The 25,809-nt window shown below is 74.9% G+C and carries 19 protein-coding genes; 12 read left to right on the top strand and 7 right to left on the bottom strand.

The features are described 5' to 3' along the window. Positions 1 to 111: 111 nt before the first annotated feature. A complete protein-coding gene (locus tag ACZ55U_RS16120) occupies positions 112 to 651 on the bottom strand; it encodes a YbaK/EbsC family protein (protein WP_465526716.1) in 540 nt (179 codons plus the stop codon). Positions 652 to 817: 166 nt separating this feature from the next. Then, positions 818 to 3,238: an MMPL family transporter gene (locus tag ACZ55U_RS16125; protein ID WP_465526718.1), complete on the bottom strand. Its 2,421-nt coding sequence runs from the start codon at positions 3,236 to 3,238 to the stop codon at positions 818 to 820. Between the two features lie 520 nt (positions 3,239 to 3,758). Between ACZ55U_RS16125 and ACZ55U_RS16130 the strand changes: the two genes are divergently transcribed. The 6 genes from ACZ55U_RS16130 to ACZ55U_RS16155 all read left to right on the top strand — a co-directional run bounded on the left by ACZ55U_RS16130 (position 3,759) and on the right by ACZ55U_RS16155 (position 15,354). Beyond that, the gene (locus ACZ55U_RS16130; RefSeq protein WP_465526720.1) at positions 3,759 to 9,287 is read left to right on the top strand and encodes an amino acid adenylation domain-containing protein; all 5,529 of its coding nucleotides are present in this window, start codon (positions 3,759 to 3,761) and stop codon (positions 9,285 to 9,287) included. Positions 9,288 to 9,334: 47 nt separating this feature from the next. Further along, positions 9,335 to 10,351: a guanitoxin biosynthesis L-enduracididine beta-hydroxylase GntD gene (gene gntD, locus ACZ55U_RS16135; protein ID WP_465526722.1), complete on the top strand. Its 1,017-nt coding sequence runs from the start codon at positions 9,335 to 9,337 to the stop codon at positions 10,349 to 10,351. A gap of 52 nt (positions 10,352 to 10,403) precedes the next feature. Continuing rightward, on the top strand, positions 10,404 to 11,627 hold the full coding sequence (locus ACZ55U_RS16140; protein ID WP_465526724.1) for an ATP-grasp domain-containing protein: 1,224 nt from the start codon (positions 10,404 to 10,406) through the stop codon (positions 11,625 to 11,627). Beyond that, the gene (locus tag ACZ55U_RS16145; protein WP_465526726.1) at positions 11,624 to 13,486 is read left to right on the top strand and encodes a hypothetical protein; all 1,863 of its coding nucleotides are present in this window, start codon (positions 11,624 to 11,626) and stop codon (positions 13,484 to 13,486) included. Before ACZ55U_RS16140 ends, ACZ55U_RS16145 begins: the two co-directional genes overlap by 4 nt. Next, entirely contained in the window at positions 13,483 to 14,802 is a 1,320-nt protein-coding gene (locus ACZ55U_RS16150; RefSeq protein WP_465526728.1) for an MFS transporter, read from the top strand. Before ACZ55U_RS16145 ends, ACZ55U_RS16150 begins: the two co-directional genes overlap by 4 nt. Positions 14,803 to 14,970: 168 nt before the next feature. Next, positions 14,971 to 15,354, top strand: coding sequence for a hypothetical protein (locus tag ACZ55U_RS16155; RefSeq protein ID WP_465526730.1), 384 nt, complete (start codon positions 14,971 to 14,973; stop codon positions 15,352 to 15,354). 85 nt (positions 15,355 to 15,439) lie between these two features. On the opposite strand, the gene ACZ55U_RS16160 is transcribed toward ACZ55U_RS16155, so the two are convergent. From ACZ55U_RS16160 to ACZ55U_RS16170, 3 genes are all read right to left on the bottom strand, one after another. Then, positions 15,440 to 16,012, bottom strand: coding sequence for a TrmH family RNA methyltransferase (locus ACZ55U_RS16160; RefSeq protein ID WP_465526732.1), 573 nt, complete (start codon positions 16,010 to 16,012; stop codon positions 15,440 to 15,442). Continuing rightward, positions 16,009 to 16,653, bottom strand: coding sequence for a class I SAM-dependent methyltransferase (locus tag ACZ55U_RS16165; protein WP_465526734.1), 645 nt, complete (start codon positions 16,651 to 16,653; stop codon positions 16,009 to 16,011). Before ACZ55U_RS16165 ends, ACZ55U_RS16160 begins: the two co-directional genes overlap by 4 nt. A 206-nt stretch (positions 16,654 to 16,859) precedes the next feature. Beyond that, positions 16,860 to 17,327: a carboxymuconolactone decarboxylase family protein gene (locus tag ACZ55U_RS16170; protein ID WP_465526736.1), complete on the bottom strand. Its 468-nt coding sequence runs from the start codon at positions 17,325 to 17,327 to the stop codon at positions 16,860 to 16,862. A 208-nt stretch (positions 17,328 to 17,535) separates the two neighbouring features. Here ACZ55U_RS16170 and ACZ55U_RS16175 point away from each other — a divergent pair, with 208 nt between their 5' ends. Then, complete coding sequence (locus ACZ55U_RS16175; protein ID WP_465526738.1) at positions 17,536 to 17,754, top strand: hypothetical protein; 219 nt, start codon at positions 17,536 to 17,538, stop codon at positions 17,752 to 17,754. Positions 17,755 to 17,768: 14 nt separating this feature from the next. Here the strand turns inward: ACZ55U_RS16175 and ACZ55U_RS16180 are convergent, their stop codons facing one another. Continuing rightward, the gene (locus tag ACZ55U_RS16180) at positions 17,769 to 20,606 is read right to left on the bottom strand and encodes a lysylphosphatidylglycerol synthase transmembrane domain-containing protein (protein WP_465526740.1); all 2,838 of its coding nucleotides are present in this window, start codon (positions 20,604 to 20,606) and stop codon (positions 17,769 to 17,771) included. Positions 20,607 to 20,759: 153 nt separating this feature from the next. Between ACZ55U_RS16180 and ACZ55U_RS16185 the strand changes: the two genes are divergently transcribed. The 5 genes from ACZ55U_RS16185 to ACZ55U_RS16205 all read left to right on the top strand — a co-directional run bounded on the left by ACZ55U_RS16185 (position 20,760) and on the right by ACZ55U_RS16205 (position 24,925). Then, complete coding sequence (locus ACZ55U_RS16185; protein WP_465526742.1) at positions 20,760 to 21,026, top strand: UBP-type zinc finger domain-containing protein; 267 nt, start codon at positions 20,760 to 20,762, stop codon at positions 21,024 to 21,026. 147 nt (positions 21,027 to 21,173) lie between these two features. Beyond that, a complete protein-coding gene (locus ACZ55U_RS16190) occupies positions 21,174 to 21,476 on the top strand; it encodes a hypothetical protein (RefSeq protein WP_465526744.1) in 303 nt (100 codons plus the stop codon). A 218-nt stretch (positions 21,477 to 21,694) separates the two neighbouring features. Further along, positions 21,695 to 22,963, top strand: coding sequence for a serine hydrolase domain-containing protein (locus ACZ55U_RS16195; protein WP_465526746.1), 1,269 nt, complete (start codon positions 21,695 to 21,697; stop codon positions 22,961 to 22,963). Between the two features lie 112 nt (positions 22,964 to 23,075). Beyond that, positions 23,076 to 24,131 carry a sigma-70 family RNA polymerase sigma factor gene (locus tag ACZ55U_RS16200; protein WP_465526748.1) on the top strand — a complete coding sequence of 352 codons (1,056 nt, stop codon included), beginning with the start codon at positions 23,076 to 23,078 and terminating at the stop codon, positions 24,129 to 24,131. A gap of 302 nt (positions 24,132 to 24,433) precedes the next feature. Next, on the top strand, positions 24,434 to 24,925 hold the full coding sequence (locus tag ACZ55U_RS16205) for an NUDIX domain-containing protein (RefSeq protein ID WP_465526750.1): 492 nt from the start codon (positions 24,434 to 24,436) through the stop codon (positions 24,923 to 24,925). A gap of 80 nt (positions 24,926 to 25,005) precedes the next feature. On the opposite strand, the gene ACZ55U_RS16210 is transcribed toward ACZ55U_RS16205, so the two are convergent. Continuing rightward, positions 25,006 to 25,767, bottom strand: coding sequence for a Clp protease N-terminal domain-containing protein (locus ACZ55U_RS16210; RefSeq protein ID WP_465526752.1), 762 nt, complete (start codon positions 25,765 to 25,767; stop codon positions 25,006 to 25,008). Between the last annotated feature and the right edge of the window lie 42 nt (positions 25,768 to 25,809).

Raw genomic sequence — 25,809 nt, forward strand, 5'->3', positions numbered from 1 at the left:
ACGGGTAAGCGTCCTGTGGGCGCTCCTGCGCGACAACCGGGTCTTCACCCCCGATCACGTCGCGCAGACGGCTTGACTCGGCCATTGAGACTCCTTGTGCGGTCGGCGGGGTCAGACGGCGATGGCGAGCACCCGGGGCTGCGCGAGCGTCCGGTACGCGGCGGTGGACAGCTCGATCGAGCGGTCGAGCCGGGCCGCGTTGAAGTAGAGGTGGGGGCGGGTCAGCAAGTCGGCGTCCACGAGGAGTTCGAGCTCGGGGTGGAACGAGAACGGGATGATCGAGCCGCTGACGCAGCCGCTCAGCCGCTCGGCGGTGGAGCGGTCCGCGAAGCCGACGCGGTCGGATCCGAGGGCCCGGCCGACGGCGTCCAGGTCGACCCGGCGGTCGCCCGGCACCACGGCGAGCGCGTACCGCCCGCCGCCGTCCCGCCGGCTCCGCCCGGCCCGCAGGACGATGGACTTGGCGGCCTGGTCCAGCGGGTGGCCGCGCAGCTCGCTGGCGAGGGCGGTGTTCCCCTCGGGCTGGTGGCGGATCGCCCGGTAGCCGGCCGGGTTCGTCGCCAGCAGGTCCAGCAGGCGGCGGTAGGTGGAGACTTCGCCGGGTGCCGGGGAGGCTTCCGTCGGGGCGGCGGGGGACGGGGCAGTGGTCATGGGTGCGTCCTCGGAGCGGGCGTCAGGGGTGCGGAACGGCCCGTCGAGCTGCCTGAGCAGTACGACGGGCCGTCGTTCTGGGCCTTGCCTGGTGCGGTGGTGCGAGGGTGGTCCGGTGGGCGGGCGGCCTGCCCTGCCGCGCGCCGGGGCCGGGTCGGTGCGGGGTTCAGGCCCGGACGGGCTCCCGTACGGGGGCCGGGGCGCCGGGCTCGGGGAGGCCGGCGCCGGTCGCTGGCCGTGCGGGCCGGGCCGGGGCGGCGGCCTCGGGCTCGAAGCCGCCCTCGTCCTCGACCTCGCCCTCGACCTCGCCCTCGACCTCGCCCTCGACCTCGTCTTCGGCCTCGCCCTCGACCGACAGGCTCGGCACCCAGGCCAGCCAGCCCGGCAGCGCCCAGGAGCGCTCCCCGAGCAGGGCCAGCGCCGCCGGGAGCAGCACCCCGCGGACGAGCGTGGCGTCGATCAGGACGGCCACCGCCATGCCGACGCCGAGCATCTTGTAGTCGGCCATCGACAGCGTGGCGAAGATCGAGAAGACCGCGACCATGACGACCGCCGCGCTGGTGACGACACCCGCGCTGCCGCTGATGCCCTTGGTCACCGCCGTCCGGCCGTCCCTGCCGCGCACGTGCAGCTCGCGGATCCGGCTCAGGATGAAGACGTGGTAGTCCATCGACAGGCCGAAGAGGATCACGAACATGAAGAGCGGCAGCCAGCTGATCACCCCGCCGTAGGGGTGGAAGCCGACCAGTGAACTCCCGTGCCCCTCCTGGAAGATCCAGGTGATCACGCCGTACGCGGCGCCGATCGAGACCAGGTTGAGCGCGATCGACACCAGCGGCACGGCCAGCGAGCGGAAGGCGGCGACCAGCAGCAGGAAGGCGAAGCCGAGGACGAAGGTGAAGACCCACGGAGTGCTGCTGCGCACGGCGTCGGCGAAGTCCGAGATGGCGGTCTCGCCCGTCACCGCGTACTCCAGGCCGTCCACTTTGCCGAGGCTCTCCGGCAGGGCCTTCTCCCGCAGGGTCTTCAGGGCGGCCACGGCCGGGGCGTCACTGGTGTTGCCGGCCAGCGGGACGTACACCACCACGGTGTTGTTGGCCGGCTCGCCGACCGGGACGACCGCGACCGGCTCGTGCAGCGCGCCGTTGCTGTCGGCCACCTGCTGGTGCAGGGCGGTGATCGCCCGGTCGAACTCGCCGCCGTGCACGACCGGGCCGCGGGCCACCACGATGGCCGGGGCCGGGCTGCCGGGGAAGGCGTCCTGGATGGCCACCATGTTGGCGATCTCCGGGACGCTGCGCGGCAGTTCGTCCTGGAGGCTCGGGTCGGCCAGCCGCATGTCCAGCGCCGGCAGGGCCGCGACCAGCAGCAGGGCGAGCACCGAGCCGCCCCACACCAGCGGACGCCGGACGACCTGGCCGACCAGCGCGCGCCACATCCGGGAGTCCCGGGCGGCGGCGCGTCGGCGGCCCAGCCAGGGCAGCCGGCCCGCGTCCATCCGGTGGCCGAGCATCGACAGCAGCGCGGGCAGTGCGGTGAGGGAGCCGGCGACGGCCAGCAGTACCACGAGGATGGTGCCGAGCGTCATCCCGGTGAAGGTGTCGATCCCGGTGAACAGCAGGCCCGCCATCGAGACCATCACGGTCAGGCCGGAGACGGCCACCGCGCGGCCCGAGGTGGCGGCGGTGACCCGCAGCGCGTCGGCGTGCGGACGGCCGGCGAGCCGCTCCTCGCGGACCCGGCGCAGGTAGAACAGCGAGTAGTCGACGCCGACGGCCATGCCGACCAGCAGCACCACCGAGGCGGCCGAGTTGTTGACCGGCACCCAGTGGCCCACCAGGTGCATCAGGCCGAGCGCCGCCGCCACCGCCGTGATCGACAGCAGCACCGGGATGCCGGCCGCCACCAGGGCGCCGAAGACGACCAGCAGCACCAGCAGGGTGAGCGGCACCGAGGTCTGCTCGGCCTTGGCGAAGTCCTTCGCGGTGGCCTTGGACACCGCCTGGTTGACGCTGGCGTTCCCGGCTTCGACGATCTTCAGGTCGGGGTGCGCGGCGGCCACCTTGGCCACCGCGGCCTGGGTGAGCGCGACGTTGGCGTCCGCGTTGTCCCAGCCGTAGCCGGGGCCGGCGAGCGAGAAGCTGACCAGCACGGACCGCCCGTCGGGCGAGACCTGGTTCTTCCCCGCGTCCCCGGTCGGCTCGCGCAGCTCGGTGAGGGTGTCGGCCGGCAGCGCCCGCAGCGCGTCGGCGACCTCGGCGGCGGCCCGGTGCATCGCGGGGTTGGCGGCGAACACCGGGGCGTCGGGCCCGGCCTGGATCAGCACGCTCTCGGCCGGCGGCCGGGAGTTGGGGCCGGCCTGGTCGATCATGCGCTGGGCGTGGCCGGACTCGCCCGGGTCGTAGGCCTTCGGGCTCTCGCCGCCCGTCATCGAACCGACCGCGAGCGCCAGCACGACGCAGACGATCCACCCGATCAGGGCGGTCTTTCTGTGCTCGGCCGACCAGCCGGCCACCCGCTCGATCAGGGGCTTGCGGCGGGGTGTCGGCGGGGCGTGACGGGCGGTCCGTTCCACGGGGGTCGGCACGGCCACTCTCCTCCTTCTCCGGTGGTGCTCACTCAGAGGTCCGGTAGGTCGGCCTCCGCCGGTCGGCGAAGCCTCGGGAGGCAGGCGGCGCGCTCTCCCGCCGTACGGGTACGGCGTCGGACCTGCCAGGACCGAGGGTGAGGGGCGTCACTATCGGCGGCCCATCAAGGATCTATACGGCCGCCTCGACCGGCCGCCCGCGCGTCGCGTCCACGCCGCGGTGCCGACGGGTGGTGGGCGAACTGGTTTGCGGGGCCCGCCGTTTGGGGAGCGGAACGGTCGGGTCCGGGGGTGGGCCGTGCGCGGCCCCACCTTCGAAAGCAAGATTTTTGGACCATTGACCATGTCCACATCAGCACATAGCCTGACGAGGCAGCACCGATATTCAGGCACCGGGCCTCCCGTAGCGGACACTTCCGCGGCGGCCAGGGGTGTCGTCGAACGGCGGACGGGCGTCCGCGAACGTTTGGGTGTGGTTCTTGCCATGGGGGATATGGGCATGACTGGCGTGACCATTGGTATGCGAACTTCAGGGGGCGGCGTCGCCTCCGGGTCCCTCTCGGACCTCGTCGAGCGGCACGCGGTGCGCCGTCCGGACGCGCCGGCGGTTGACTATCCGGACACCGGAACGTCCTTGAGCTACGGCGAGTTGAGCCGCCGGGCCAACCAGCTGGCGGCGCTCCTGACGGCCCGCGGCGTGCGGCCCGGCGACCACGTGGTCACCTGCCTGCCGGCCGGCGCCGAACTGGTGGTGGCGCTGCTCGCCATCGTCCGGACCGGGGCCGCGTACGTGCCGGTGGACCCGTCGCACCCGGTGGAGCGCCGGCGGCTGATCCTCGCCGACTGCGCCGCGCGGGCCGTGGTGACGCGCGAGGACTTCGCGGCGGACTGCGAGGGCCTGGGCGCGGACGTGGTCGCGGTGGACGCCCTCGCCGAGGAGATCGCCGCCCTGCCGACCGCCCTGCCGGAGGTGACGCCGTCCGGCGAGGACGCCGCCTACGTCTGCTACACCTCCGGAACCACCGGCACTCCCAAGGGAGTTGTCGTCCCGCACCGCGCCGTCCTGGACCTGCTGGGGTCCACCGACTACGTGCGGCTCACCGAGCGGGACGTCATGGCGCAGGCCGCCAACCCCGCCTTCGACGCGGTCACCTTCGAGATCTGGGGCGCCCTCACCGCCGGCGCCCGGCTGGTCGGCCTGCCGAAGGACGCCGTGGTGGACCCGGCCTCCTTCGAACGGGCCGTCCGGGAGCACGGGCTGACCGTGCTGTTCCTGACCACCGCGCTGTTCAACCAGATCGCCCGGGAGCGGCCCGCGGCCTTCGGGCCGCTGCGGGTGCTGCTCTTCGGCGGCGAGGCGTGCAACCCCCGGCGGGTGCGCCAGGTGCTGGCGGCCCGGCCGCCGGAGCACCTGCTGCACGTGTACGGGCCCACCGAGACCACCACCTTCGCCACCTGGTACGAGATCACCGAAGTGGCGCAGGACGCCAGGACGATCCCGATCGGCAGGCCGATCGGCGCCACCGTCGCGCTGGTCCTCGGCGACGACCTCCGGCCGGTGGCCCCCGGCGGCTCCGGCGAGCTGTACCTGGGCGGGCCCTGCCTCGCGCTCGGCTACCTCAACCGCCCCGAACTCACCGCCGAGCGCTTCGTCGACGACCCGGTCGAGCCCGGCTCGGGCCGGTTCTACCGCACCGGTGACCACGTCCTGCTGCGCGAGGACGGCGCGGTCGAGTTCCTCGACCGGGTCGACAACCAGATCAAGCTGCGCGGCTTCCGGATCGAGCTGGGCGAGATCGAGGCGGTGCTCACCGCCCACCCGGCCGTCTCCGAGGCCGTGGTCTCGGTGTACCAGCAGGCCGAGGACGACCGGCGGCTGGTCGCCCACGTGGTGCCCGCGGCCGCCGCCGCGGCGGAGTCGGCCAGCCAGGTCACCGAGTGGCGGGAGATCTACGAGACCCTCTACGAGGACGCCGCCTCCACCGACCTCGGCGAGAACTTCGTCGGCTGGAACAGCAGTTACGACGACCTGCCGATTCCGCTCGACCAGATGCGGGAGTGGCGCGCGGCGACGGTGGAGCGCGTCCGCGAACTCCGGCCGAACCGGGTGCTGGAGATCGGCGTGGGCAGCGGCCTGCTGATGTCCCAGCTCGCCCCGGACTGCGAGGAGTACTGGGGCACCGACTTCTCCCCGGCGGTGATCGAGGCGCTGCGCGCCCAGACCGAGGCGGACCCCCGCCTGCGCGGCCGGGTGCACCTGCACTGCCGGGCCGCGGACGTGGTGGACGGGCTGCCCTCCGGGCACTTCGACACGGTCGTGATCAACTCGGTCATCCAGTACTTCCCCAACGTCGAGTACCTGCGGACGGTGATCGAGCGGGTGCTGCCGCTGCTGGCCCCGGGCGGCTCGTTCTTCCTCGGCGACCTGCGCAACCTGGACCTGCTGCGCTGCATGCAGACCGGCGTGGAACTGGCCCGCTCCGGCACCGACGGCCCGGAGCGGGACGTCGAGAGCACCCGCCGTTCGATCGGCCAGCGGATCGAACTGGAGACCGAACTGCTGCTCTCCCCGGCGCTGTTCACCGCGCTCGCCCGCGAGCTGCCGGCGATCCGCGCGGTGGACGTCCGGATCAAGCGCGGCACCCACCACAACGAGCTCAGCCGCTACCGCTACGAGGCCGTGCTCGGCACCGGCGAGCCGGTCGCCGACCTGCGGGAGCTGCCGCGGCTCGGCTGGGGCACCGACCTGGCCTCCACCGCCGAACTGGCGGAGCACCTGCGGACCGAGGCGCCCGCCGCGCTGCGGATCGCCGGGGTGCCCAACGCCCGGATCCACCGGGAGTGGGCCGTGATGCGCGGGATCGACTCCGGCGCCACCCTCGCCGAGGCCGCCCGGCAGGCCGAGCGGACGCCCGCCGCCCCCGACCCGGAGGAGCTCTGCGCCCTCGCCGAGGACGCCGGGTACCGGGCGTTCGCCACCTGGTCGGCCGAGGCCGCCGAGGCCGTCGACATCGTCCTGCTCGCCCCCGGCACCGAAGGCCCGCTCACGGCCGGCTACGCCCTGGACGCCGCCGCGGCCCCCGAGGCCGCCGACTGCGCCAACACCCCCACCGCCTTCGACAGCACCGTCGACCTGGCGGTGACCCTGCGCGGCTACCTCCAGCGCCAGCTGCCGGACTACATGGTCCCGGCCGCGCTGATGACGGTCGACGCCCTGCCGCTCACCCCGAACGGAAAGGTCGACCGGCGCGCCCTGCCCGCCCTGAGCCTCGCCGCCGCCATGCCCGGCGCGCTGCCGGGGACACCGGTCGAGGAGATCGTCCGCGACCTGTTCGCCGAGGTCCTCGGGCTGCCGAAGCACGAGGTGTACGCGGACTCCGACTTCTTCGCGCTCGGCGGGCACTCCCTGATCGCGGCCCGCCTGGTCGCCCGGCTGCGCGCCACCCTCAAGGTCGATCCCGGCACCCGGGCGCTGTACGAGGCGCCGACGGTGCGGGGGCTCGCCGCGCTGGCCGGTGACCAGGACCGGTCCGACGGGCCGGCCGGGGCCGAGGGCGGCACCGGCAACCTGGTGCTGCCGGTGCGCTTCGACGGGGCGCTGGACGTCCGGGCCCTGGAGGCCGCGCTGAAGGACCTGGCCCGCCGGCACCACGCGCTCTCCGCCCTGGCGGTCGACGCCCTGACCGCCGAACCGCCGGGGAAGGCCGGCACGGCCGAACTGGCCGAGACGGCCGGCCAGTACCCGCTCGACGCCGAACTCCCCTGCACCGTACGGCTGTTCTCCTTCGCGCCGGACGACCACCTGCTGGTGCTGGCGCTCCGCCCCGAGCTGGCCGACGCCCTCTCGTACCTGCCGCTCGCCGCGGACCTGGTCCGGGCGTACGAGGCCCGCGCGGTGGACGAGGCGCCGCGCTGGTCGGCCGCCCCCGCCGCCCCCGCCACCGGGGCCGTCACCGCGCGGACCGCGCCGGCGGCGGACACCCCCGAGCCGACCCCGCTGCCGAAGGCCGCGGCCGGCGCCGCCGAGGCCGCCACCGAGGCCGCCGCCGGCCACCCCGGGATCGGCCGCGCGGAGGCCACCCTCGACGCCGAACTGCACCGGGGGCTGGCGCAGTTCGCCGCCGACCAGGGCGCCACCCTCCTGATGGCGGCGCACGCCGGCCTGGCGGCCCTGCTCACCCGGCTCGACGCGGGCACCGACCTGGTGCTGGCCACCCCCGTCCCGGTGCGCGGCGCCGACGCCCTGCGGCACGCCGTCGGCCCGCACACCCGCACCGTGCCGCTGCGCGTGGACACCTCGGGCGACCCCTCCTTCGCCGCGCTGCTCCAGCGGGTCCGCGCCACCCAGCTGGCGGCGTTCCGCCAGGAGCCCACCCCGGCCCGGCCCGGCGGGATCGTGCTCGCCGTCGCCCCGCGGGCCGGGGCGGCCTTCGAGACCGCCGGCCTGGTGGTCCGGGCCGAGCAGCCCCGTCGGCCGCACCCGGACGCCGACCTGTCGCTGGTGCTGACCGAGCGGCAGAGCGCGACCGGCGAGCCGCTGGGGATCGACATCGAGGCCTCCTACCGCGCGGACGCCATCGGCGCGCGGGCCGCCTCGGCGCTGCTCGACAGCCTGGTGACGCTGCTCGCCTCCGCCCTCGACCGGCCCGACCAGGGCATCGGCGCCCTGCGGCTGCTCTCCGACCGGGCCCTGGCGGACTCCCGGCAGGCCTGGGACGGGGAACGCCGGGCCGTCCCGGCCGCCACGGTGCCCGAACTGTTCGCGGCGCGGGTCCGGGAGCACCCGGACGCCGTCGCCCTCGACGACGACTCGCAGCCGCTGACCTACGCGGAGCTCGACCGACGCTCCGACCGGCTCGCCCGCACGCTCGCCGGGCACCGGGCCGGGCCGGGCACGGCCGTGGCCACCGCGATCGCCTCCCCGGCCGCCTTCGCGACGGCCCTGCTGGCGATCGCCAAGACGGGCGCCGTCTGGCTGCCCGTCGATCCGGCCGCGCCCCCGGCGAGCACCCGCGTGCTGCTGCTCGACGCCGAGGCCGACCGGGTCGTACCGGAACAGGCCTCCCCGGCCGTCCGGTTGGTGTTCGACGGTACGCCCCCCGACCCCGGTCCGGCCGGAGCCGACCCCGCCGGGGCGCCGACCCCGCGGCACCCGGTGCTGCTGGCCGCCACCGCCACCCCGGAGGTCGGCGGGGTGCTGATCGGCGCCGAGGGCATCGCCACCGCCGCCGCCTGGCGCACGGCCGAGCAGCCGGGCGGGCGCACCGCCTGGCTGCACCCGGGCTACCCCGGCGCCGCCGCCGCGCTCGACCTGCTGGAGTCGCTCGCCGCCGGCGCCACGGTGCTGGTGCCGGACGCCAAGCGGTACGAGGACCTGCCCGGCCTGGCCGACTGGCTGCGGGCGGCCGGCGCCGACCACGCCCTGACCACCGACCCGCTGGCGGCGGCCCTGGCCGCCGACGCACCCGCCTTCCTGACGGTGTCCACCGACCGGGACGACGCGAGCCCCGAGGTCCACGCCCTCGCCCGCGCCCACGGCCTCACGCTGACCGTCCGGGCCGGCCGGCCGGAGGCCCGGACCACCGTCGTCCACCGCCCCGGCGCCGGCCCGCGACCGGCCTGGAACCACCGGGCCCACGTGCTCGACGCCCAGCTGAGCCCGGTGGCCCCGGGCGGCACCGGCGCGCTGTACCTGGCGGGCGCGAGCCTCGCGCTCGGGTACGCCGACCGGCCCGACGCCACCGGGGACCGCTTCGTCCCCGACCCCTTCGAGACCTCCGGCGAGCGCATGTGGCGCACCGGCCGAGCCGCCCGGCGCGGCCCGGACGGCCGGCTGGAGGTCCTCGACGGGCCGTGGTCCGACGACCCCTTCGAGGACGAGTACGGCACCTTCGTCGTGCTCGCCGACGACCACGGCCGACCGGCCCTGTGGCCCAAGCCCGTACCGGTACCGGCCGGTTGGCGGGTGGTCCACCCCGAGGACCTGCGCGACCTCTGCCTCGACTTCCTCACCGAGCACGCGGCGGCCGACCTCCGGATCGGCGGTTGATCCCGCCCGCCCGGTCCCTCCCTCCCTCACAGACACAAGGTTTCTCCATGACTGCAACGGCATCCATCCACGCAGCCGGCGGACAGGCCGACACCCCGGGCCAGAACCACCACGTCCTCGAACTCACCGAGCGGGACGCCCGCGCCGCCCACGAGCTGGCCGCGGACTGCGTCCGGACCTTCAAGGCCGCCAACGACCTGCGCTTCCTGGACGAGGCCCCGGTGCTCGCCCAGGAGCTGCCGCTCGCGGTGCGCCGGCACCTCAACGACGCCCGGCGCGACGAGCGGGCGCACGCGACCCTCATCCGGGGCAACCTCGTCGACCAGGAGGCCCTGGGCCGCACTCCCGACCACTGGAGCGTGGCCGACACCGAGTCCAGCCACGTCTACGGCGCCCTGCTGGTGCTGTACTCCGCCCTGCTCGGCGACGTCATCGGCTGGGCGACCCAGCAGTCCGGCCGCCTGGTCACCGACGTGCTGCCGAGCCGCGGCTACGAGCAGAGCCTGGTCTCCGCCTCCAGCGAACTCGAACTGGGCTGGCACACCGAGGACGCCTTCTCCCCGCACCGCGCGGACTGGGTCGGCCTGTTCGCGCTGCGCAACAGCACCGAGGTGGCCACCACCGTCTCGCACGTCGACGTCCGGCGGATGCCCGAGGACGTCGCCCGGGTGCTCTTCGAGCCGCGGTTCGTCGCGATCCCCGACTCCTCGCACGAGTTCGCCGAGGACGAGGTGCCGATGGACCCGGTCGCCATCCTCAGCGGGCACGCCGACGCCCCCGTGCTGCGGATCGACCGCGACTTCTTCCAGGCCCGGCCGGGCGACCCCGAGGCGGCGCGGGCCCTGGACTGGGTGGTCGCCCACCTGGACGCCAACCTGACGGACGTCTTCCTCCACACCGGCGACGTCTGCTTCGTCGACAACCGCAACGTGGTGCACGGCCGCCGGGCGTTCCGGGCCGGCTACGACGGCGCCGACCGCTGGCTCAAGCGCGTCAACGTCGTCCGCGACCTGCGGCGCACCCGGCCCGGCCGGCTGGACGGCGCGACCCGCGTCATCGGCTGACCGGCCGCCCGCCCCCTCGACCCCCATCCGCAACGCCCCAACGAGGAACCCCATGACCACGCCCCCGCGCCCCGTCGTCCTCCTGGTCGAGAGCCGCCGCGCGACCTTCACCGACAGCGTGCTCCGCCGCGACGACGTCTCGACCGTGCTGCTGCGGTTCGACTCCGTCGAGCTGACCCCGGAGTACGTCGAGCGCACCGCCGACGTGCCGACCTTCACCCTGGCCACCGCCGCCCCGCTGGAGGAGGAGGCCGCCCGCTACCTGGCCTGGATCGAGACCGTCGCCGACCGCCCGCAGTACTTCTGCAACCCCAACGAGGCGCTCCAGGCGACCGCCCAGCGCTTCGCCGGCCTGGTCGGCCTGCCGCACCTGAGCGAGGAGCAGGTCGCCTGGGTGCGCAACAAGAAGACCATGAAGGACCGCTACGCCGAGCTGGGCATCCCGCACGCGGCCTACCGCCCCGTCACCGTCCTGGCCGACGTCGAGGCCTTCGGCGCCGACCACGGCTGGCCGGTCATCCTCAAGCCGATCGACTCCGACTCCTGCATCGGCACCTACCGGATCGACTCCCCGGCCGGGCTCGCCGACGTTCCGCCGCTGGACCCGGAGCTGGAGTGGATGGTCGAGCAGTACATCGCCGGCCGCGAGTTCCAGCTCTGCGCGGTGATCGCCCGCGGCCGGGTCGTGGACGCCTACCTCTCCAAGAACCCCCGCCCGATCATCGAGGTCCTGGACGGGGCGATCAACGCCAACATCACCTACGCGCCGAGCGAGCGGCTCCCGGTCGACGCCAAGGAGCTGGCCCAGCGGCTGACCGACGGGCTCGCCATCCCGTACGGCTACCTGCACGGCGAGTTCTTCCTCACCGACGACGGCGAGTTCTACATGAGCGAGGTCGCGGCCCGCCTTAGCGGCTGCGAGGTCCCGATGAACCACGGGCTCGCGTACGGCTTCGACTTCCTGCACGTCATCCTCGACACCTACCTCGACCGGGTCCCGGTGCCGGAGTACACCCTGGACCGCGCGGTCGGCGACCTGCTGCTGCCCACCCGGCCCGGCCGGGTGGTGAGCATCAGCACCGAGGAGGAACTGCTCCGGCTGCCCGGCGTCATCGGCGCCCACCTGACCGCCCGGCCCGGCGACCTGCTCGACCCGCCGCGCGCCTCGCACGCCAGCACCGGCTACGTCCACGTCGAGGGCGCCACCGCCGAGGAGGCCGAGCAGCGCATGCAGGCCGTGCTCGACCACTTCGAGCTCAAGGTGGCGGACGCATGACCGAGCCGGGAGCGGACTCCCTGTTCGGAGCCCACCAGGACCTGCCGGACTACGCCGAGGCCGTCACCCGGTGGCTGGCCGACGGCACCGGCACCGCCGCGATCCCGGTGTGGACCGGCGCGCGCGGCGACCTGCTCGACGGGATCGCGCTGGCCGGCCCGGTCTACGCCGGCCGGCGCGCCCCCGAGCCCGCCGCGACCGGCGTGGTCGTCGGCACCTCGCTGCCCGAGGAGGTCAGGCGCCTCGCCGCGCCGCTGGCCCGCACCTGGGTGGCGAAGGTGTCGGATCTGCCCGACACCGGCTCGGTGCTCGTCCTCGGCAGCTACCCGGACCTGCGCGCCGACGCCGTCCAGGACGTCGTCGAGCAGGCCTACGCCCAGGGCCGGGACCTGTTCCTGCTCACCGGCCGGGACGCCCACACCGTCAGCTGGGTGGTCGCCAAGCAGTACGCCGAACCCGCGCCGCACGGCGAGACCGGCCTGATCTCGGAGCTGGACGGCCTGCCCGCCGCCCCCGGCACCGTCTGGTTCGGCGCCGAGGACGTCCGGCACCGGGACATCCAGGGCATCGCCCTGGACCGGGTCTGGCGCCGGGTGCTGTTCCATGGCAACGGCAAGGACGACCAGCTCAACCTGGGCCAGTTCACCCTCTGCGGGCTGAGCCCGGTCGGCGAGCGGGACCCTGCCCTGGCCGGCCCCAAGTGCGCGTACGGGCTGGGCTGCACCAAGCCCGAGGAGAAGCTGATCCCCAGCCGGCGGATCAGGGCCGCGGAGCTGGTGCTCGCCAACTGCTTCAGCGGCCCGCTCACCGACCACGCGATGTACGACCCGAAGTACGTGATCCTGCTCGACGCGCTGGACGGCCCGGCCCAGACCGTCGTCGCCACCCTGACGGCCTGCGACGGCGCGCGCCCGGACAACCTCGCCTGGCTCATCGAGAGCTCCCCCGGGCGGAACGCGGCCCGGGCGATCAACGAGCGGCTGAGGGACATCAACCCCTACCCGTCCTTCGTCCAGATCGGGCTGCGCTCCGGCGGGGCCGTCGAGCCGGCGGCGCCCGCCGCCGCTGACGACGCGTCCGGCTTCCCGCTGCACACCGTCGGCGCCCGGCTGTCCGGCCTGATCGACAGCGGACTGCTGAGCGCGGACCACCCGCTGCGCCCGCGGCTGCGGCAGCTCTCCGACAGCATGCTGCGCTACGCCTCGCGGCTCGTCGCGCTGTCCCCCCAGGACGGCCCGGCGGCGCTGGCCGCGATCGCCGAGGAGACGAAGTCCCTGGACCTCGCGCTGGCCCACCGGATCGCCAAGCACCACGACGAGCCGGTGCTCCAGTTCCCGACCTACTTCGGCGAGCGCAGCACCGCCGAGGAGCCCGTGGACCTCGACTGGCTGTGCAACTGCGGCCGCCCGCTGCGCGGTTACACCCGCCGGGGGCTGCTGCCGGTGATCGCCGACACGGTGCAGGGGCTCTGCGCGCGGTGCGGCGACGTGGTCAACTCCCCGGTGGACGGCACGGAACTGCGGGTCTCGGCGCCCGACCGGGTCGAGGCCGGAACGGTGCTGCGCGTCTCCGTCACCGTCGCTCCGCACCGGGCGGGTACTGTCAACACCGGTATCGTGCTGCCCATGTACCTGAACGCCCGAGTGCGTCCGGCCTTGAGCCGCAAGGACGTTGGGGCCGGGCAGAGCGCCCGGTGCGACTTCGAGGTGGAGATCGCCGCCGAGGCCACACCGCAGGCGTACTACTTCACCCCGTACGCGGTGCACGACCTCGGCATCTCCACCCGGCGCGTGCACTTCACCGTATCCCCGCCGACCCCGGCCGAGCCCGGCCGAAGCCCTGGGAGTCCGACCGCATGACGCTCTCCCCGGCCGGGAGCCAGACCTTCCTGCCGCTGCGGCACCGCGCCTTCCGGCAGCTCGCCGGAGGGCGGCTGCTGATCTACTTCGCCAACGCGATGGCCCCCGTGGTGCTCGGCTTCGCGGTCCTCGACCTCACCGGGTCGACGACCGACCTCGGGTTCGTGGTGGGCGCGCGCTCGGTGGCCAACGTGGTGCTGCTGCTCCTCGGCGGCGTCGTCGCCGACCGGTTCTCCCGGGCCCTGGTCCTCCAGGGTTCGGCGGCCGGCGCCGCCCTGGTGCAGGCGGTGGTCGCAGTGAGCGTCCTGGCCGGCTGGACGTCCGTCCCGCTGCTGGTCGTCCTCAGCGTGGCGAACGGAGCCCTGTCCGCGCTCTCGCTGCCGGCCTCGGCGGCGCTGACCCCGCAGACCGTGCCCGCGGAGGTGCTGCGGCCGGCCAACGCCCTGATGCGGATGGCGATCAACCTGGGCATGATCGTGGGCGCCTCGCTGGGCGGGGTGGTCGCGGCGCTGATCGGCCCCGGCTGGGGGCTCGCGACCAACGCGCTCTGCCTGTTCCTCGCCGCGCTGTGCTTCCGCGGCGTGCGGACGGCGGCGGCCGGCGCCGGGCGGGAGGAGGCGGGCGCCGGGCGGGAGGAGGCCGCCGGGTCGGAGGAGGCCGCCGAACCCTCCCGGCCGCTGCGCGAACTGCGGGAGGGCTGGAGCGAGTTCACCGCCCGCAGCTGGGTGGTGGCGGTGGTGCTCCAGTTCACCGTGGTGAACGCCGTCGTCGCCGGCGGCATTCAGGTGCTCGGCCTGGGCATCGCCGACGACACCTTCGGGCGCGGCCTGTGGGGCGCGGTCCTGGCCGCCCAGATGGCGGGCGCGGTCGCGGGCGGCTTCCTCGCGGCGCGCTCGCGGGTGCGGCACGCGCTCTGCCTGGGCGTGGCCCTGGTCGCGCTGGAGGCGGTGCCGCTGGTGGTGCTCGCCGAGGCGCCGGGCGCCCTGCTGCTCGGGGTGGCGATGTTCCTGAACGGCGTGGCCCTGGAGCAGTTCGGGGTGGCCTGGGACGTGTCCCTCCAGGAGAACATCCCGGCCGACCGGCTCGCCCGGGTGTACTCCTACGACGCCCTGGGCTCGTTCATCGCCCTGCCCGTCGGCGAGATGGTCGCGGGCCCGGTCTCGCACCGGATCGGCGTGCCGCAGACGCTGCTCTGGGGCGCCGGGCTGGTGGTGCTGGCCACCGGCGCGGCGCTGCTCAGCCGCGACCTGCGCCGGCTCACCGTCGCCCCGGCGGCCCCGGAGCGGCCCGCCGAGCAGCCGGCCGGCGCCGCGTAGCCGAGACGTCGGGGGGCCGGGCCACCGGGTCGTCGGGCCCCGCCCCCCTCCGGGATATCTGCCGAACGGCGGATGGCAGGCGGCCGCGGATCGGAGAGGCTTCCGGACGTGACCGAGAGGCGCGTCCGACGCGGCGCGCCCGCCCGTCCCAGTCGCCAGGAGGACCCGGTGGACCGCCGCCCGAAGACCGCACCCGCCCTGATCGCCCTCGTGGTGGCCGCCCTCGTCCCGCTCGCGGGTTGCGCCGACGCCAACGACGCCGAGCCCGAGGACAGGACCTTCGAGTTCACGGGCAAGAGCCTGGACGTCAGGTCGCACGGAGCCCCCGCCGACCTCGTCGCGGCCGACCGCACGGACGTCAAGGTCACCCGCTGGTTCGACACCAGCGGCAAGATCGGCAGCTCCAAGGAGTCCTGGACGCTGGAGAACGGCGTCCTGGACCTCCGGGCGGGGTGCACCGGTTTCGCGGACTGCGCCACGAAGTACCGGGTCGAGGTCCCGACCGGGACGGCGGTGCTGCGCGACGGCCGCGAGACGGACCTCAAGGGCTGAGCCGGGAACCGCGCCCGGGGCCGGCCGGAGCCGCGAGCCCGGGTCGTCCACCGACGACCCGGGCTCGCGGCTCCGCGCGTTCCGGCTACTCGTCGTCGCCGAGGTCGGCGCCGAGCTCGCCGTCCGGGGTGCCGCTGATCGCGTACCCCTGCCGGCGCGCCTCGTAGCAGGCCACCGTCGCGGCGGCCGAGACGTTCAGCGAGCCGACCCGGCCCAGCTGCGGCACGAACACCACCTGGTCGCACAGCGCCAGGGCGTCGGCGGTGACCCCGCGGTCCTCGTGCCCGAGCACGAAGGCCACCGCCGGGGTCAGCTCGGCGGCGAACATCGGCACCGCCTCGTCCGCCAGCTCCAGACCGACCACCTTGAAGCCGTCCGCCCTGGCCGCCGCGATCGCCTCGGCGACGGTCGGGAAGTGCTCCACCTTCAGGTACTTGTCGGTGCCCATCGCGGCCTTCTGGGCACCGGACGAGCGCACCGACGGCGTGTCCCCGGTCAGGTACAGCTTCTCGGCGCCCATCGCCGCGCCGGTGCGGACCACCGAGCCGACGTTGAAGGGGGACTGGAGGTTCTCCAGGATCATCGCGAGCCGGAACTCGTTGCTGCGCCGCCACGAGCGGTGCAGGCGCTTGAGTTCGGTCGGGCGCAGCTGCTTCACGTCGTCGTTCCTCGTCCACTCTCGGAGCCCTCGCCCGCCTCGGGGCGGGGCCGCGCTTCCAGGATCCGCACCCCGTTGACCGACGTGACCCGGGTGGTCGGGTAGCCCTGCTCGTTCAGCCACTTCTGGAGCGAGTCCGAACCCAGGTGCTTCTGCACCACCAGGAACGCCGAGCCGTCCGGGGTCAGCCGGTCGAGCCAGTGCGTGAGCAGGCGGCGCAGCGCGGCCTTGCCGATCCGGATCGGCGGGTTGGAGTAGATGGTGGCGAAGCGGACGTCCTCGGGGACGTCGTCGGGCAGGGCGGCCCGGACGTTGCCGAGCCCCAGCGCCTCGGCGTTCAGCCGCACCAGCTCCAGGGCCCGCTCGTTGACGTCCACCGCCCAGACCGGGAGGCGCTTGCGGCGGCTCGCCCAGGTCAGCGCGATCGGGCCGTAGCCGCAGCCGATGTCCAGGATCGGGCCGCGCACCCGCGGCTGCGGGGCGTGCTCCAGCAGGATCCGGGTGCACGGGTCGAGCCGGTTGCGGGAGAACACCCCGGTGTCGGTGGTCAGTTCCAGGGTGAGGTCCGGCAGGGAGACCGTGATCGGCCGGCGGTCGCTGGCGACTTCGGGTGCACCGGTGAAGTAGTGCGAGCCGGACATGATTTCCCCGTCGTTCGTATGGGCCTCGGGGCCACCGGGTGGGTGTGGGTTAGCCCTTCGTACGGCACCGATCGTACCCCCGGCCGCCCGCCGGGCGTTCCGGCCGCTGTCGCGGAACGCCCGGCGGTGGGCGGCGTGGTCGGGCCGTGTGGCCGGGCCGGTGCGGTGGGCCCGTGTGGCCGGGCCGGTGCGGTGGGGCGGAGCGGTCAGGCGGTGCCGGGGGTCTTGCGGGTGGTCACGTTGATCCGGTTCCAGGCGTTGATGGTGAAGCAGACCGAGATCAGCTGCGCCAGCTCGGCCTCCGCGAAGTGCGCGGCGGCCCGGGCGTACACGGCGTCCGGAACGCCGTCGCCGATCCGGGCGATCTCCTCGGCGAGCGCCAGGGCGGCCCGCTCGCGCTCGCTGTACACCCCGGCCGGGGCCTCCGGCCAGACCGGCAGCAGGTAGATCCGCTCGTCGGTCTCGCCCGCCTTGCGGGCGTCCTTGACGTGCATGTCCAGGCAGTACGCGCAGCCGTTCAGCTGGGAGGTGCGCATCTGGACCAGCTCGACCAGGGCCGGGTCCAGGCCCTCGCGGGCGGCGGCGTCCAGGGCGATCATCGCGCGGAACACCTTGGGAGCGGTGCGGGCGTAGTCGAGGCGGGCGGTGGCTTCGGCGGTCTCGTTCGTCGTCATGGCTACGACCCTAGGAGCCGAATGCACCCATCGTATGGGTCATTCAGAGGGCTGTTTCATGGGTCAATCCGGCCGGTCGGGCCGCAGCCGCCGCGCTGCGCCCGGCGCCTCGGGACCTCGCGTCCGGGCACCGGGCGGCGGATACTGCCAGTACTGCCAGGACTGCCAGCCAGGCCCGTGAGGCCTCCGAGGAGCGGGGACGGATGCCATGCCGCAGGAACAGCACGAGGAGTACCTGACCGACGAGACCGCCGAGCCCGTCGAGACCGTCGAGCCCGAGGAGCCCGGGGAGAAGCCGACCGAGCGCGACGCGAACGAGGAGGTGGCCGAACGCCTGGCCGTCGGTGCGGACCCGGCGACCGACATCGCGGACGTCGTGGAGCAGAACCGGCCGGTCCGGCACGACCAGGACGACTACCGGGAGTAGCCGGGCCCGGGCGGCTACAGGGCCCGGCGGCGTTGCAGCCAGGCCATCGCCGCCCAGCCCGGCAGCACGGGCAGGATCAGCGTCAGCAGGCGGTACAGCGCCACCGCGGCCAGCGCGCCGCCCTGCTCCATCGACGCGGTCTGCTTGAGGAGCCCGACCAGCATGCCGTCCACGGCGCCGGCCCCGCCCGGGGTCGGCGCCGCGCTGCCCACCGCGTTGCCCACCAGGAACACCACCGCGACCGCGGCGAAGGACGGCTCCCGGCCGATCGCCCGCACACAGCAGTACAGGCAGGCGATCAGGCAGATCGACACCAGCAGCTGCCCGGCCACCCCCACCGCCAGCCGGGTCGGGCTGCGCAGCAGGTCCAGCAGCCGGGGCAGCACCTCGGCGGTCAGCGGCCGCAGCCGGGTCGCCAGCCACCGCCGGGCCACCGGGACCGCCGACACCACCGCCAGCAGCGCCACCGCCGTGGCCAGCCCGCCGACCACGAGGGGCAGCGCGTCCAACTCGGAGCCGCCCGGATCGAAGCCCATCAGGTAGACGAAGGCGCCGAGTTGCAGCAGGTGCAGCACCAGGCCCATCAGGTTGCCGACCCCGACGCTGGACAGCGCCTGCGCGGTGGGGATCCCGGCCCGCTGCAACAGCCGGGTGTTCAGCGCGATCCCGCCGACGCCGCCGGGCGACACCAGCTTCACGAACGACCCGGCCACCTGCGCCAGCACCGCGTTGCGGAAGTCCAGCCGCTCCGGCACGAAGCCGACGAAGCCCATCGCCGCCGCGACGTGGCTGCTCGCCGCGGCGACCAGCGCGAGCAGCAGCCACCAGGGATCGGCGTCCGCGAGGGTGGCGACCGGATTGTCCTCCGCCGCGAACAGCTGCGGGATCAGCAGCCACCCGGCCATGATCCCGCCCGCCACGACCAGCAGCGTCCGCGGCCGCAACCGCTCCAGCCGCACGGGCTGCCCCACCACCTGCGGCCGGGCGCGCAGCACCTCGGCGCGGATCTCGTCGAGCAGGCCGCCGGGAGCACCTGGCTCGGGAGCTTCGCCCCCGGCCGCGCCGCCGACCGTGGCTTCACCCCTGGCCTCGGCCGCGACAGCGGCCGGACTTTCCGCGCCGCCCACGGCCCCGGCGCGGTCCCCAGCCCCGCCGCCACGCACGGGACCTGCGGGAGTCTGTTGGGCGTGGTGGTGTCGGGGTGTGCGCTGGGCGAGGGGGAGGGCGGCGTCGCCGTCCGGCGGGGCCGCCGCCGCAGCGGTCTGCTTGGCGTGCTGCTTGAGGGCGCGGCGGGTGGTGTGGGTGAGGGCGATGGGCTGGAGCAGGGGGAGGGCGGCGCCGACCGGGTCGGGGCCGAGGACGGCGGTGGCGGTGCGCACCGAGCGGGCGGCGCCGGCGCGCAGGGCGAGGGTGGTGAGGAGCTGGGCGAGGTCGCAGCGCAGGACGAGTTCGGTGGCCGCGATGTCGCCGTCGGCGAAGTCGACCAGGTGGACCGCGCCCGAGTCGTCGATCAGCAGGGAGGAGGGGACGAGGGCGCGGTGGGCGATCTCGCGGCGCTGGAGCAGGACGAGCTGCCGCCAGGCGTCGGTGAGCAGTTCGTCGGTGACCTCCTCGTCGGCGAGTTCGTCCAGGGTGCGTCCGGCCAGCCGCTCGTACGCGATGAGGGCGGTGTCCTGGCCGATGCCGGCGGTGGCGGCGATGCGGCGGGTGCGGACGCCGGCCGCGAGCGCCGCGTAGGTGACCAGGGCCTCGTGCTCCAGCCCGGTGCGCGGGGAGCGCAGGGCACGCGGGTCGGGGGCGGTGCGCAGGCGCAGCCGGCGCCAGGCGCGCTGGACGGCGGCGGCGGTGACGGCCTGCCGGTCGAGGAGCTGGACGTCGAGGTCGGGGAGTCCGTCGGCCTGCCGGACCCGGTAGCGGTCGGGGCCGGCCGGCTGGGCCTCGACCGGGCGCAGGCCGCTGTCACGCAGGGCGCGCAGGATCTCGCCGGGCCGGGGGCAGGGGTCGGGGGTGCCGACCGCGTACAGGGTGCCGTGGGCGCCGGTCCAGCCGATCAGCAGCCCGAGCAGCAGCGCGGTGGGGGTGGCGTACCCGCCGGTGAGTCCGGCGAGGCCGGAGAGGGCGAGGACGGTCCAGGGCAGGCGGCGTTCGCGGCTGCCGGAGGCGGTCATGAAGGCGAGGACCGGCGCGAGGTAGCCGTAGACGGGCTCGGTGTGCCCGAGCACGTTGCCGGGCAGCGGCTGGGTGAGTGCGGGGAGCAGCGAGACCGGGGCGAGGTTGTCGGCCCACAGGTCCAGGCCGAGGGTGGCACCGTACGCGAGGACGGCGGCGAGCAGTCCGTCGGAGACCTGCTGGAGGGCCCGTCGCCGGTCCGGGCCCAGCAGACGGCGGACGGCGAGGCCGACCGGCAGCAGCAGGACGGCGGCCGTGGTGAGCCCGCCGGCCAGGCTCGCCAGCGGGCGCGGCACCATCGTGGCCGCCACGGCGACGTCGGCCGCGATGCCGCCGGTGGTGGCGCGGGCGTAGTCGGCGAGCAGCAGGGTGAGGGCGATGGCGAACAGGCCGCCGAGCAGCCGGATCAGGGCGACGGGCTGTCGGACCCGCTCGCCGATGGGCAGCGGCCGGGCCCGGAACCGGCTGGTGCCCGTGGCCTGCCCGGGTATCCGGGCGGCGGCCGTGCCCGGGCCGTTTCCGCCGGCCGCCCCGGCGTCGCCGTTCCGTGTCCCCGCCCCGCCGTCGCGCGCCCTCGCGCCGCCGTCCCGCGTGCCCGACCCGCGCACCCGGCGTGCGGACGCACCGCCGGTGTCGCCGTTGCCGCCGGTGTCGCCGTTCGTTCTCCCCGCCACGATCGCCACGGGTGGCATGCTCCCATGTCACCCCTGGGCGGGGAGCGGGGATGCCGGTGAGGAGCGGGGAGACCGGGGTGCCGGGGCGGCTTCGGGGGGCGGGTGCCCGGGCGGGAGGCGCTGAGCGGGCGCTGCGCGCCGGGGCGGCATAGCCTTTCAGGTATGAGCGCCTGCGAAGACCTCGCTCTGGCCCCTCAGCAGATCGAGCCCCGCCCGCCGACCGACGGTTGCGCCGACTGCCTGGCGCAGGGCCGCCGGGACTGGGTGCACCTGCGGATCTGCCTGGACTGCGGCCACATCGGCTGCTGTGACTTCTCGCCACAGCGGCACGCCACCGCGCACTTCCACGACACCTCCCACCCGGTGATCCGCTCGTACGAGCCGGGGGAGGACTGGCGCTGGTGCTTCGTCCACGAGGTCATGGGCTGAGGTCCCCCCGGCCGGTGCCGGCCGAGTCGGCGCGGGCGGCTTCCCCGGTGGCGCGGGCCCACGGCCCGGATAAAATCCGGACATAACGCCCGTACGGTCCCTCCGGCCGGCCCCGTCCGGCCGGTGGCCGACGAAGGGAGGCCGACGATGACCACGCGAACGCCCGGCGGCACCACCAAGCTCCGCCAGGGCGCCCAGGAGCTGCTGGAACGCCGGGGCATGGCGAGCCCGCCGACCCGGCTCGCGCCGGTGCCGAGCGCCGGCAGGCTGTCCTCCGCCACCGCCGGGTCCGCCACCGCCGGGTCTGCCGCCGCCGGGTCTGCCGCAGCCGGGGCCTTCCGGCACGGCGGACGGGACGCGCCGGGTGCGACGGTGCACGCGGTCCCGGCGATGCACGCCGAACTCAAGGGGCACCGGCACCGGGGCGCGGAGAAGCACTCCGCCCACTGACCCGTCCACCGAACCCGCTTCCCGGAACGCCCCTGACGCTCCGTCGGGGGCGTTCTCAGGGGCGTTCTCCGGGGTGGTTCGGGGGCGCTCCCGGATGCCGGGGCGTGGCGCCGTCCCGAAGACTCTCTCCCGTCAGAGCCACCGCCGACCGGCGGGGCCGTCCGCCGACCAGGGCGGGCCGATTCCCGCCGGGCGAGCCGCCATTGGAGAGAGCCGACATGAACGCCCTTACCCGTACCGGACGTTGGTCCACTCTCGCGGCAGCCGGCGCGCTGCTCGTCGCCGCCACCGTCGGCGTCGCGACCCCGGCCCTGGCAGCGGGTGGCTCCCCGGCCGCCGCCGTCACGGCCTCCGCGCCCGACACGGCCGCCACGTTCTCCGCGCCCGCCGCGCCCGCCCGGCCCGGCCCACTGGACCGGGGAGCGCTCGCCGGAACGCTCCACTCGCTGCCCGCCGGCGTCACCGGCGCGCTGGTCCGGGTGGGCGGTCCGGACGCCCGGTGGCGGGGCACCTCGGGGGAGGACGTGCCGGCGGACGCCCGGTTCCGGATCGGCAGCGTCACCAAGGTGTTCACCGCCACGGTGATGCTCCAGCTCGCCGCCGAGGGCAAGGTCGACCTGGACGGCACCGTCCAGCGGTACCTGCCGGATCTGCTCCCGAAGGACTACCCGCCGGTCACCGTACGGCAGTTGCTCAACCACACCAGTGGCCTGCCCGGAGGCGGCGGCATGACCTCGGGGGACGGCAGCACGGCCTGGTTCGCCGCGCACAAGGCGGCCTACTTCAGCCCGGAGGAGGTGGTGGCGGACATGCTCACCCAGCCGAGGAGCTTCGAGCCCGGCGCCGCCCAGCAGTACAACGGCAACGGCTACTTCGTCGCGGCGCTGGTGATCGAGAAGGTCACCGGCGACGACTACGCGGACCAGGTGCGGCGGCGCATCACCGGGCCGCTCGGCCTGCGCGCCACCTACGTCCCGGCCGCCGACGACCTCACCATCCGAGGGCCGCACGCGACCGGCTACGTGGACGTCCGCAACCCCGACGGCAGCACGTCGCGGGTGGACGTCACCGAGCAGAGCCCTTACCCGTGGGCCGAGGGCGGCATGGTCTCCTCCGCCGCCGACCTGGAGCGCTTCTTCGACGCGCTCTACCGCGGCCGGCTGCTGCCGCCCGCCCAGCAGGCCGAGGTGTTCGCCGTCCCGAACCTGCCGAACGACCACAACAAGAACTGCGAGATCGGCCCGACCGCCGGGCACGCCTGCTACAGCACCGCCGGCCTGCTGCGCACCGTCCTGCCCAACGGCACCGAGGTCTGGGGCAAGAACGGCTCCCGGCCCGGCTACACCACCGGCGTCTTCGCCACCCGCGACTTCTCCCGCAGCGTGGTCGTCGGGCTCAACCCGACCGGCATCACCGGCGAGGAGTTCCCCACCCTGTGGAAGCTGGTGACCACCGGCTTCGGCTCCGGCCAGGTGTACGGCGGGTAGCGGGTCCTCCCGGTCCCGGCGGGCGGGTCCGGGCTCGACGGGCGATTGTCAGAGGCGTGCGTTACGTTCGGTCCCGTTCAGCAGGGCACGGCAGGACGGCGGGGACGGGCACATGGCCGACGTGATCACGGAGGAGCCGGTCGAGCTCCAGCTGGAGCGGTACCGCACCGAGTTGACGGGCTACTGCTACCGCATGCTCGGCTCGGTCTTCGAGGCCGAGGACGCGGTGCAGGAGACGATGGTCCGCGCCTGGCGCGGGCACCGGGGCTTCGAGGGGCGCGCCGCGCTGCGCTCGTGGCTGTACCGGATAGCCACCAACGTCTGTCTGGACGCGCTGAACGGCCGTAACGGCCGGGCCCGTCCGATGGACCTGGCCGATCCGGTCACGGTGGCCACCGCCCACGGCACCCAGCTGCCCGAGGTGACGTGGATCGGCCCGGCGCCGGACGGCCGGGTGCTGCCCGAGACGGGGGACCCGGCCGAGGTGGCCGCCCAGCGCGATTCGGTGAAGCTGGCCTTCGTCGCGGTGCTCCAGCGCCTCGCGCCCCGGCAGCGGGCGGTGCTGATCCTGCGCGAGGTGCTCGGCTGGAAGGCCGCCGAGGTGGCCGAACTGCTCGGCGTCACGGTGGCCTCGGTCAACAGCGCGCTCCAGCGGGCCCGGGCGGTGCTCGCCGCCGACACCCCGGCCGCCCGGCCGGCCCCCGCCCTGGACGCGGAGCACCGGGCGCTGCTGGACCGCTACGTCCGCGCCTTCGAGGCGTACGACATGGACGGTCTCGCCGCGCTGCTGCACGAGGACGTCACGCTCAACATGCCGCCGTTCGCGATGTGGCTGCGCGGGCAGGGCGAGATCCGCGACTGGATGCTCGGCCCGGGGATCGGCTGCCGCGGGTCCCGGCTGCTGCCGGTGGCGGCCAACGGGGGCCGGGCCTTCGCCCAGTACCGGCCGAGCCCGGCGGGCGGGCACGAGCCGTGGTCGCTGGTCGTGCTGGAGGTGTCAGAGGGCCGGATCACCGGGTTCACCCACTTCCTGGACACCGACGTGCTCTTTCCGCTCTTCGGTCTCCCACCCCGGCTGGAGGCCGAGCCCGCCGCCGAGCCCGCCGCCGAGTCCGGCGTCGGCCCCGGTGTCGGGCCGGGCGCCGCCGCCGGCGCCGGCGCCGAATAGCTCCGCGAGGCCGCTGAACCCCAGCAGTTCGCGCAGCGGCCCGCCGGTGTTCAGCAGCACCACGGCCACCCCGTGCCGGGCGGCGGCCAGCCGCAGCCGGGCGAGCGCGTCGACGACGGCCAGGTCGGGGGCGGTCAACGCGCCCAGGTCGCAGGTCAGTACGGGACTGCCCGGTGTGCTCTCCTTGGTGTCCATGCCGGATAGGACCGCCGGAGCGGCCCGGACTCATCGGTCAGGCCACGACCGGACGTGGTGGCAGAGTGGGGCCCGACCGCACCCCACCCCGCCCCAGGAGGAGCACCGTGACGGCTGAGCCCTTGAAGTCCCGCGAGGAATGGCTGGCGTCCCTGCCCCGGATCTACGCGGCGGCGGGCTGCCTGCTGCGGGACGAGTCCGGCCGGATCCTGATCGTGAAGGCCGGCTACCGCGAGCACTGGCAGTTCCCGGGCGGCACGATCGACCTCGGCGAGGGCCCGGTCGAGTGCGCCGTGCGGGAGCTGGAGGAGGAGACCGGCCTCGTCCGGGAGGCCGGCGAGCTGCTGGCCATCTCCTGGACCCACGCCTCGGCCGAACTCGACCACCCGGCCCAGCACTTCGTGTTCGACTTCGGCACCGTCCCGGACGGCACCCCCGTGACCGTCCCGGCCGGCGAACTGGACGATTTCCGGTGGGCGCCGGTCGAGGAGGCCCTGGAGCTCCTCGGCCCGGCCCGTTCGGCCCGGCTGCGCGCGGCCCTGGAGGCGGCGGTGGACGGCCGGGTCCGGATCGTCAGCACCCACGTCCCCGGTTTTTAGGCGCAACGGCCCGGCCCCGGAAGGCAGTCGTGCCCGGCCCCGGACGGGAGCCGCGTCCGGGGCCGGGCGCGCCGGTCGGGTCACTGCGGCGGCTGCTCGGACTCCTCGTTCCGGGCGGCGATGATGGCGGCGATCGCCTCCGCGACGAAGGTCTCCGCCTCGGCCTTGTCCACCTTCAGTCCGGCCAGCACGCCCTGGCCGTTCTCCAGTTCCAGCAGCGCGAGCAGGAGGTGCTCGGTGCCGACGTAGTTGTGCCCGAGCTTGAGCGCCTCCCGGAAGGTCAGCTCCAGCGCCTTCTTGCTCTCGGCGTCGAACGGGATCAGCGCGGGCAGCGCGTCGGCGGCGGCCGGCAGGGTGGCGGTGGCCACCGCCCGCAGGGCCTCCGGGGTGACGCCCTGGGCGGCGAGCGCCTTCGCGCCGATGCCCTCGGGCTCGGAGAGCAGGCCGAGCAGCAGGTGCGCCGTGGTGATCTCGGTGTTGCCGGCCCTGCGGGCCTCCTCCTGCGAGGCCACCACGACCTTGCGGGCCCGGGGCGTGAACCGGCTGAAGCCCTGGCTGGGGTCGAGGTCGTCGGGGGCGCCCGGGTCCTTGGGGACGAAGCGCTTCTGGGCGGCCTGCTTGCTGACGCCCATGCTGCGGCCGATGTCGGTCCAGGAGGCGCCGGAGCGGCGGGCCTGGTCGACGAAGTGGCCGATGAGGTGGTCGGCGAGTTCGCCGAGGTGGTCGGCGGCGATGACCGCGTCGGAAAGCTGGTCGAGCGCGTCGGTGTGGACCTTCTTGATCGCGGCGATCAGGTCGTCGAGGCGCAGCGGAGTGCTGTTGGGAACAACGGGATTCTCCATGCGTCAACCGTAGGTTGTCGATCCGAGGATCGTCAACCATCG

This window comes from Kitasatospora sp. NPDC034533 (assembly GCF_055575155.1).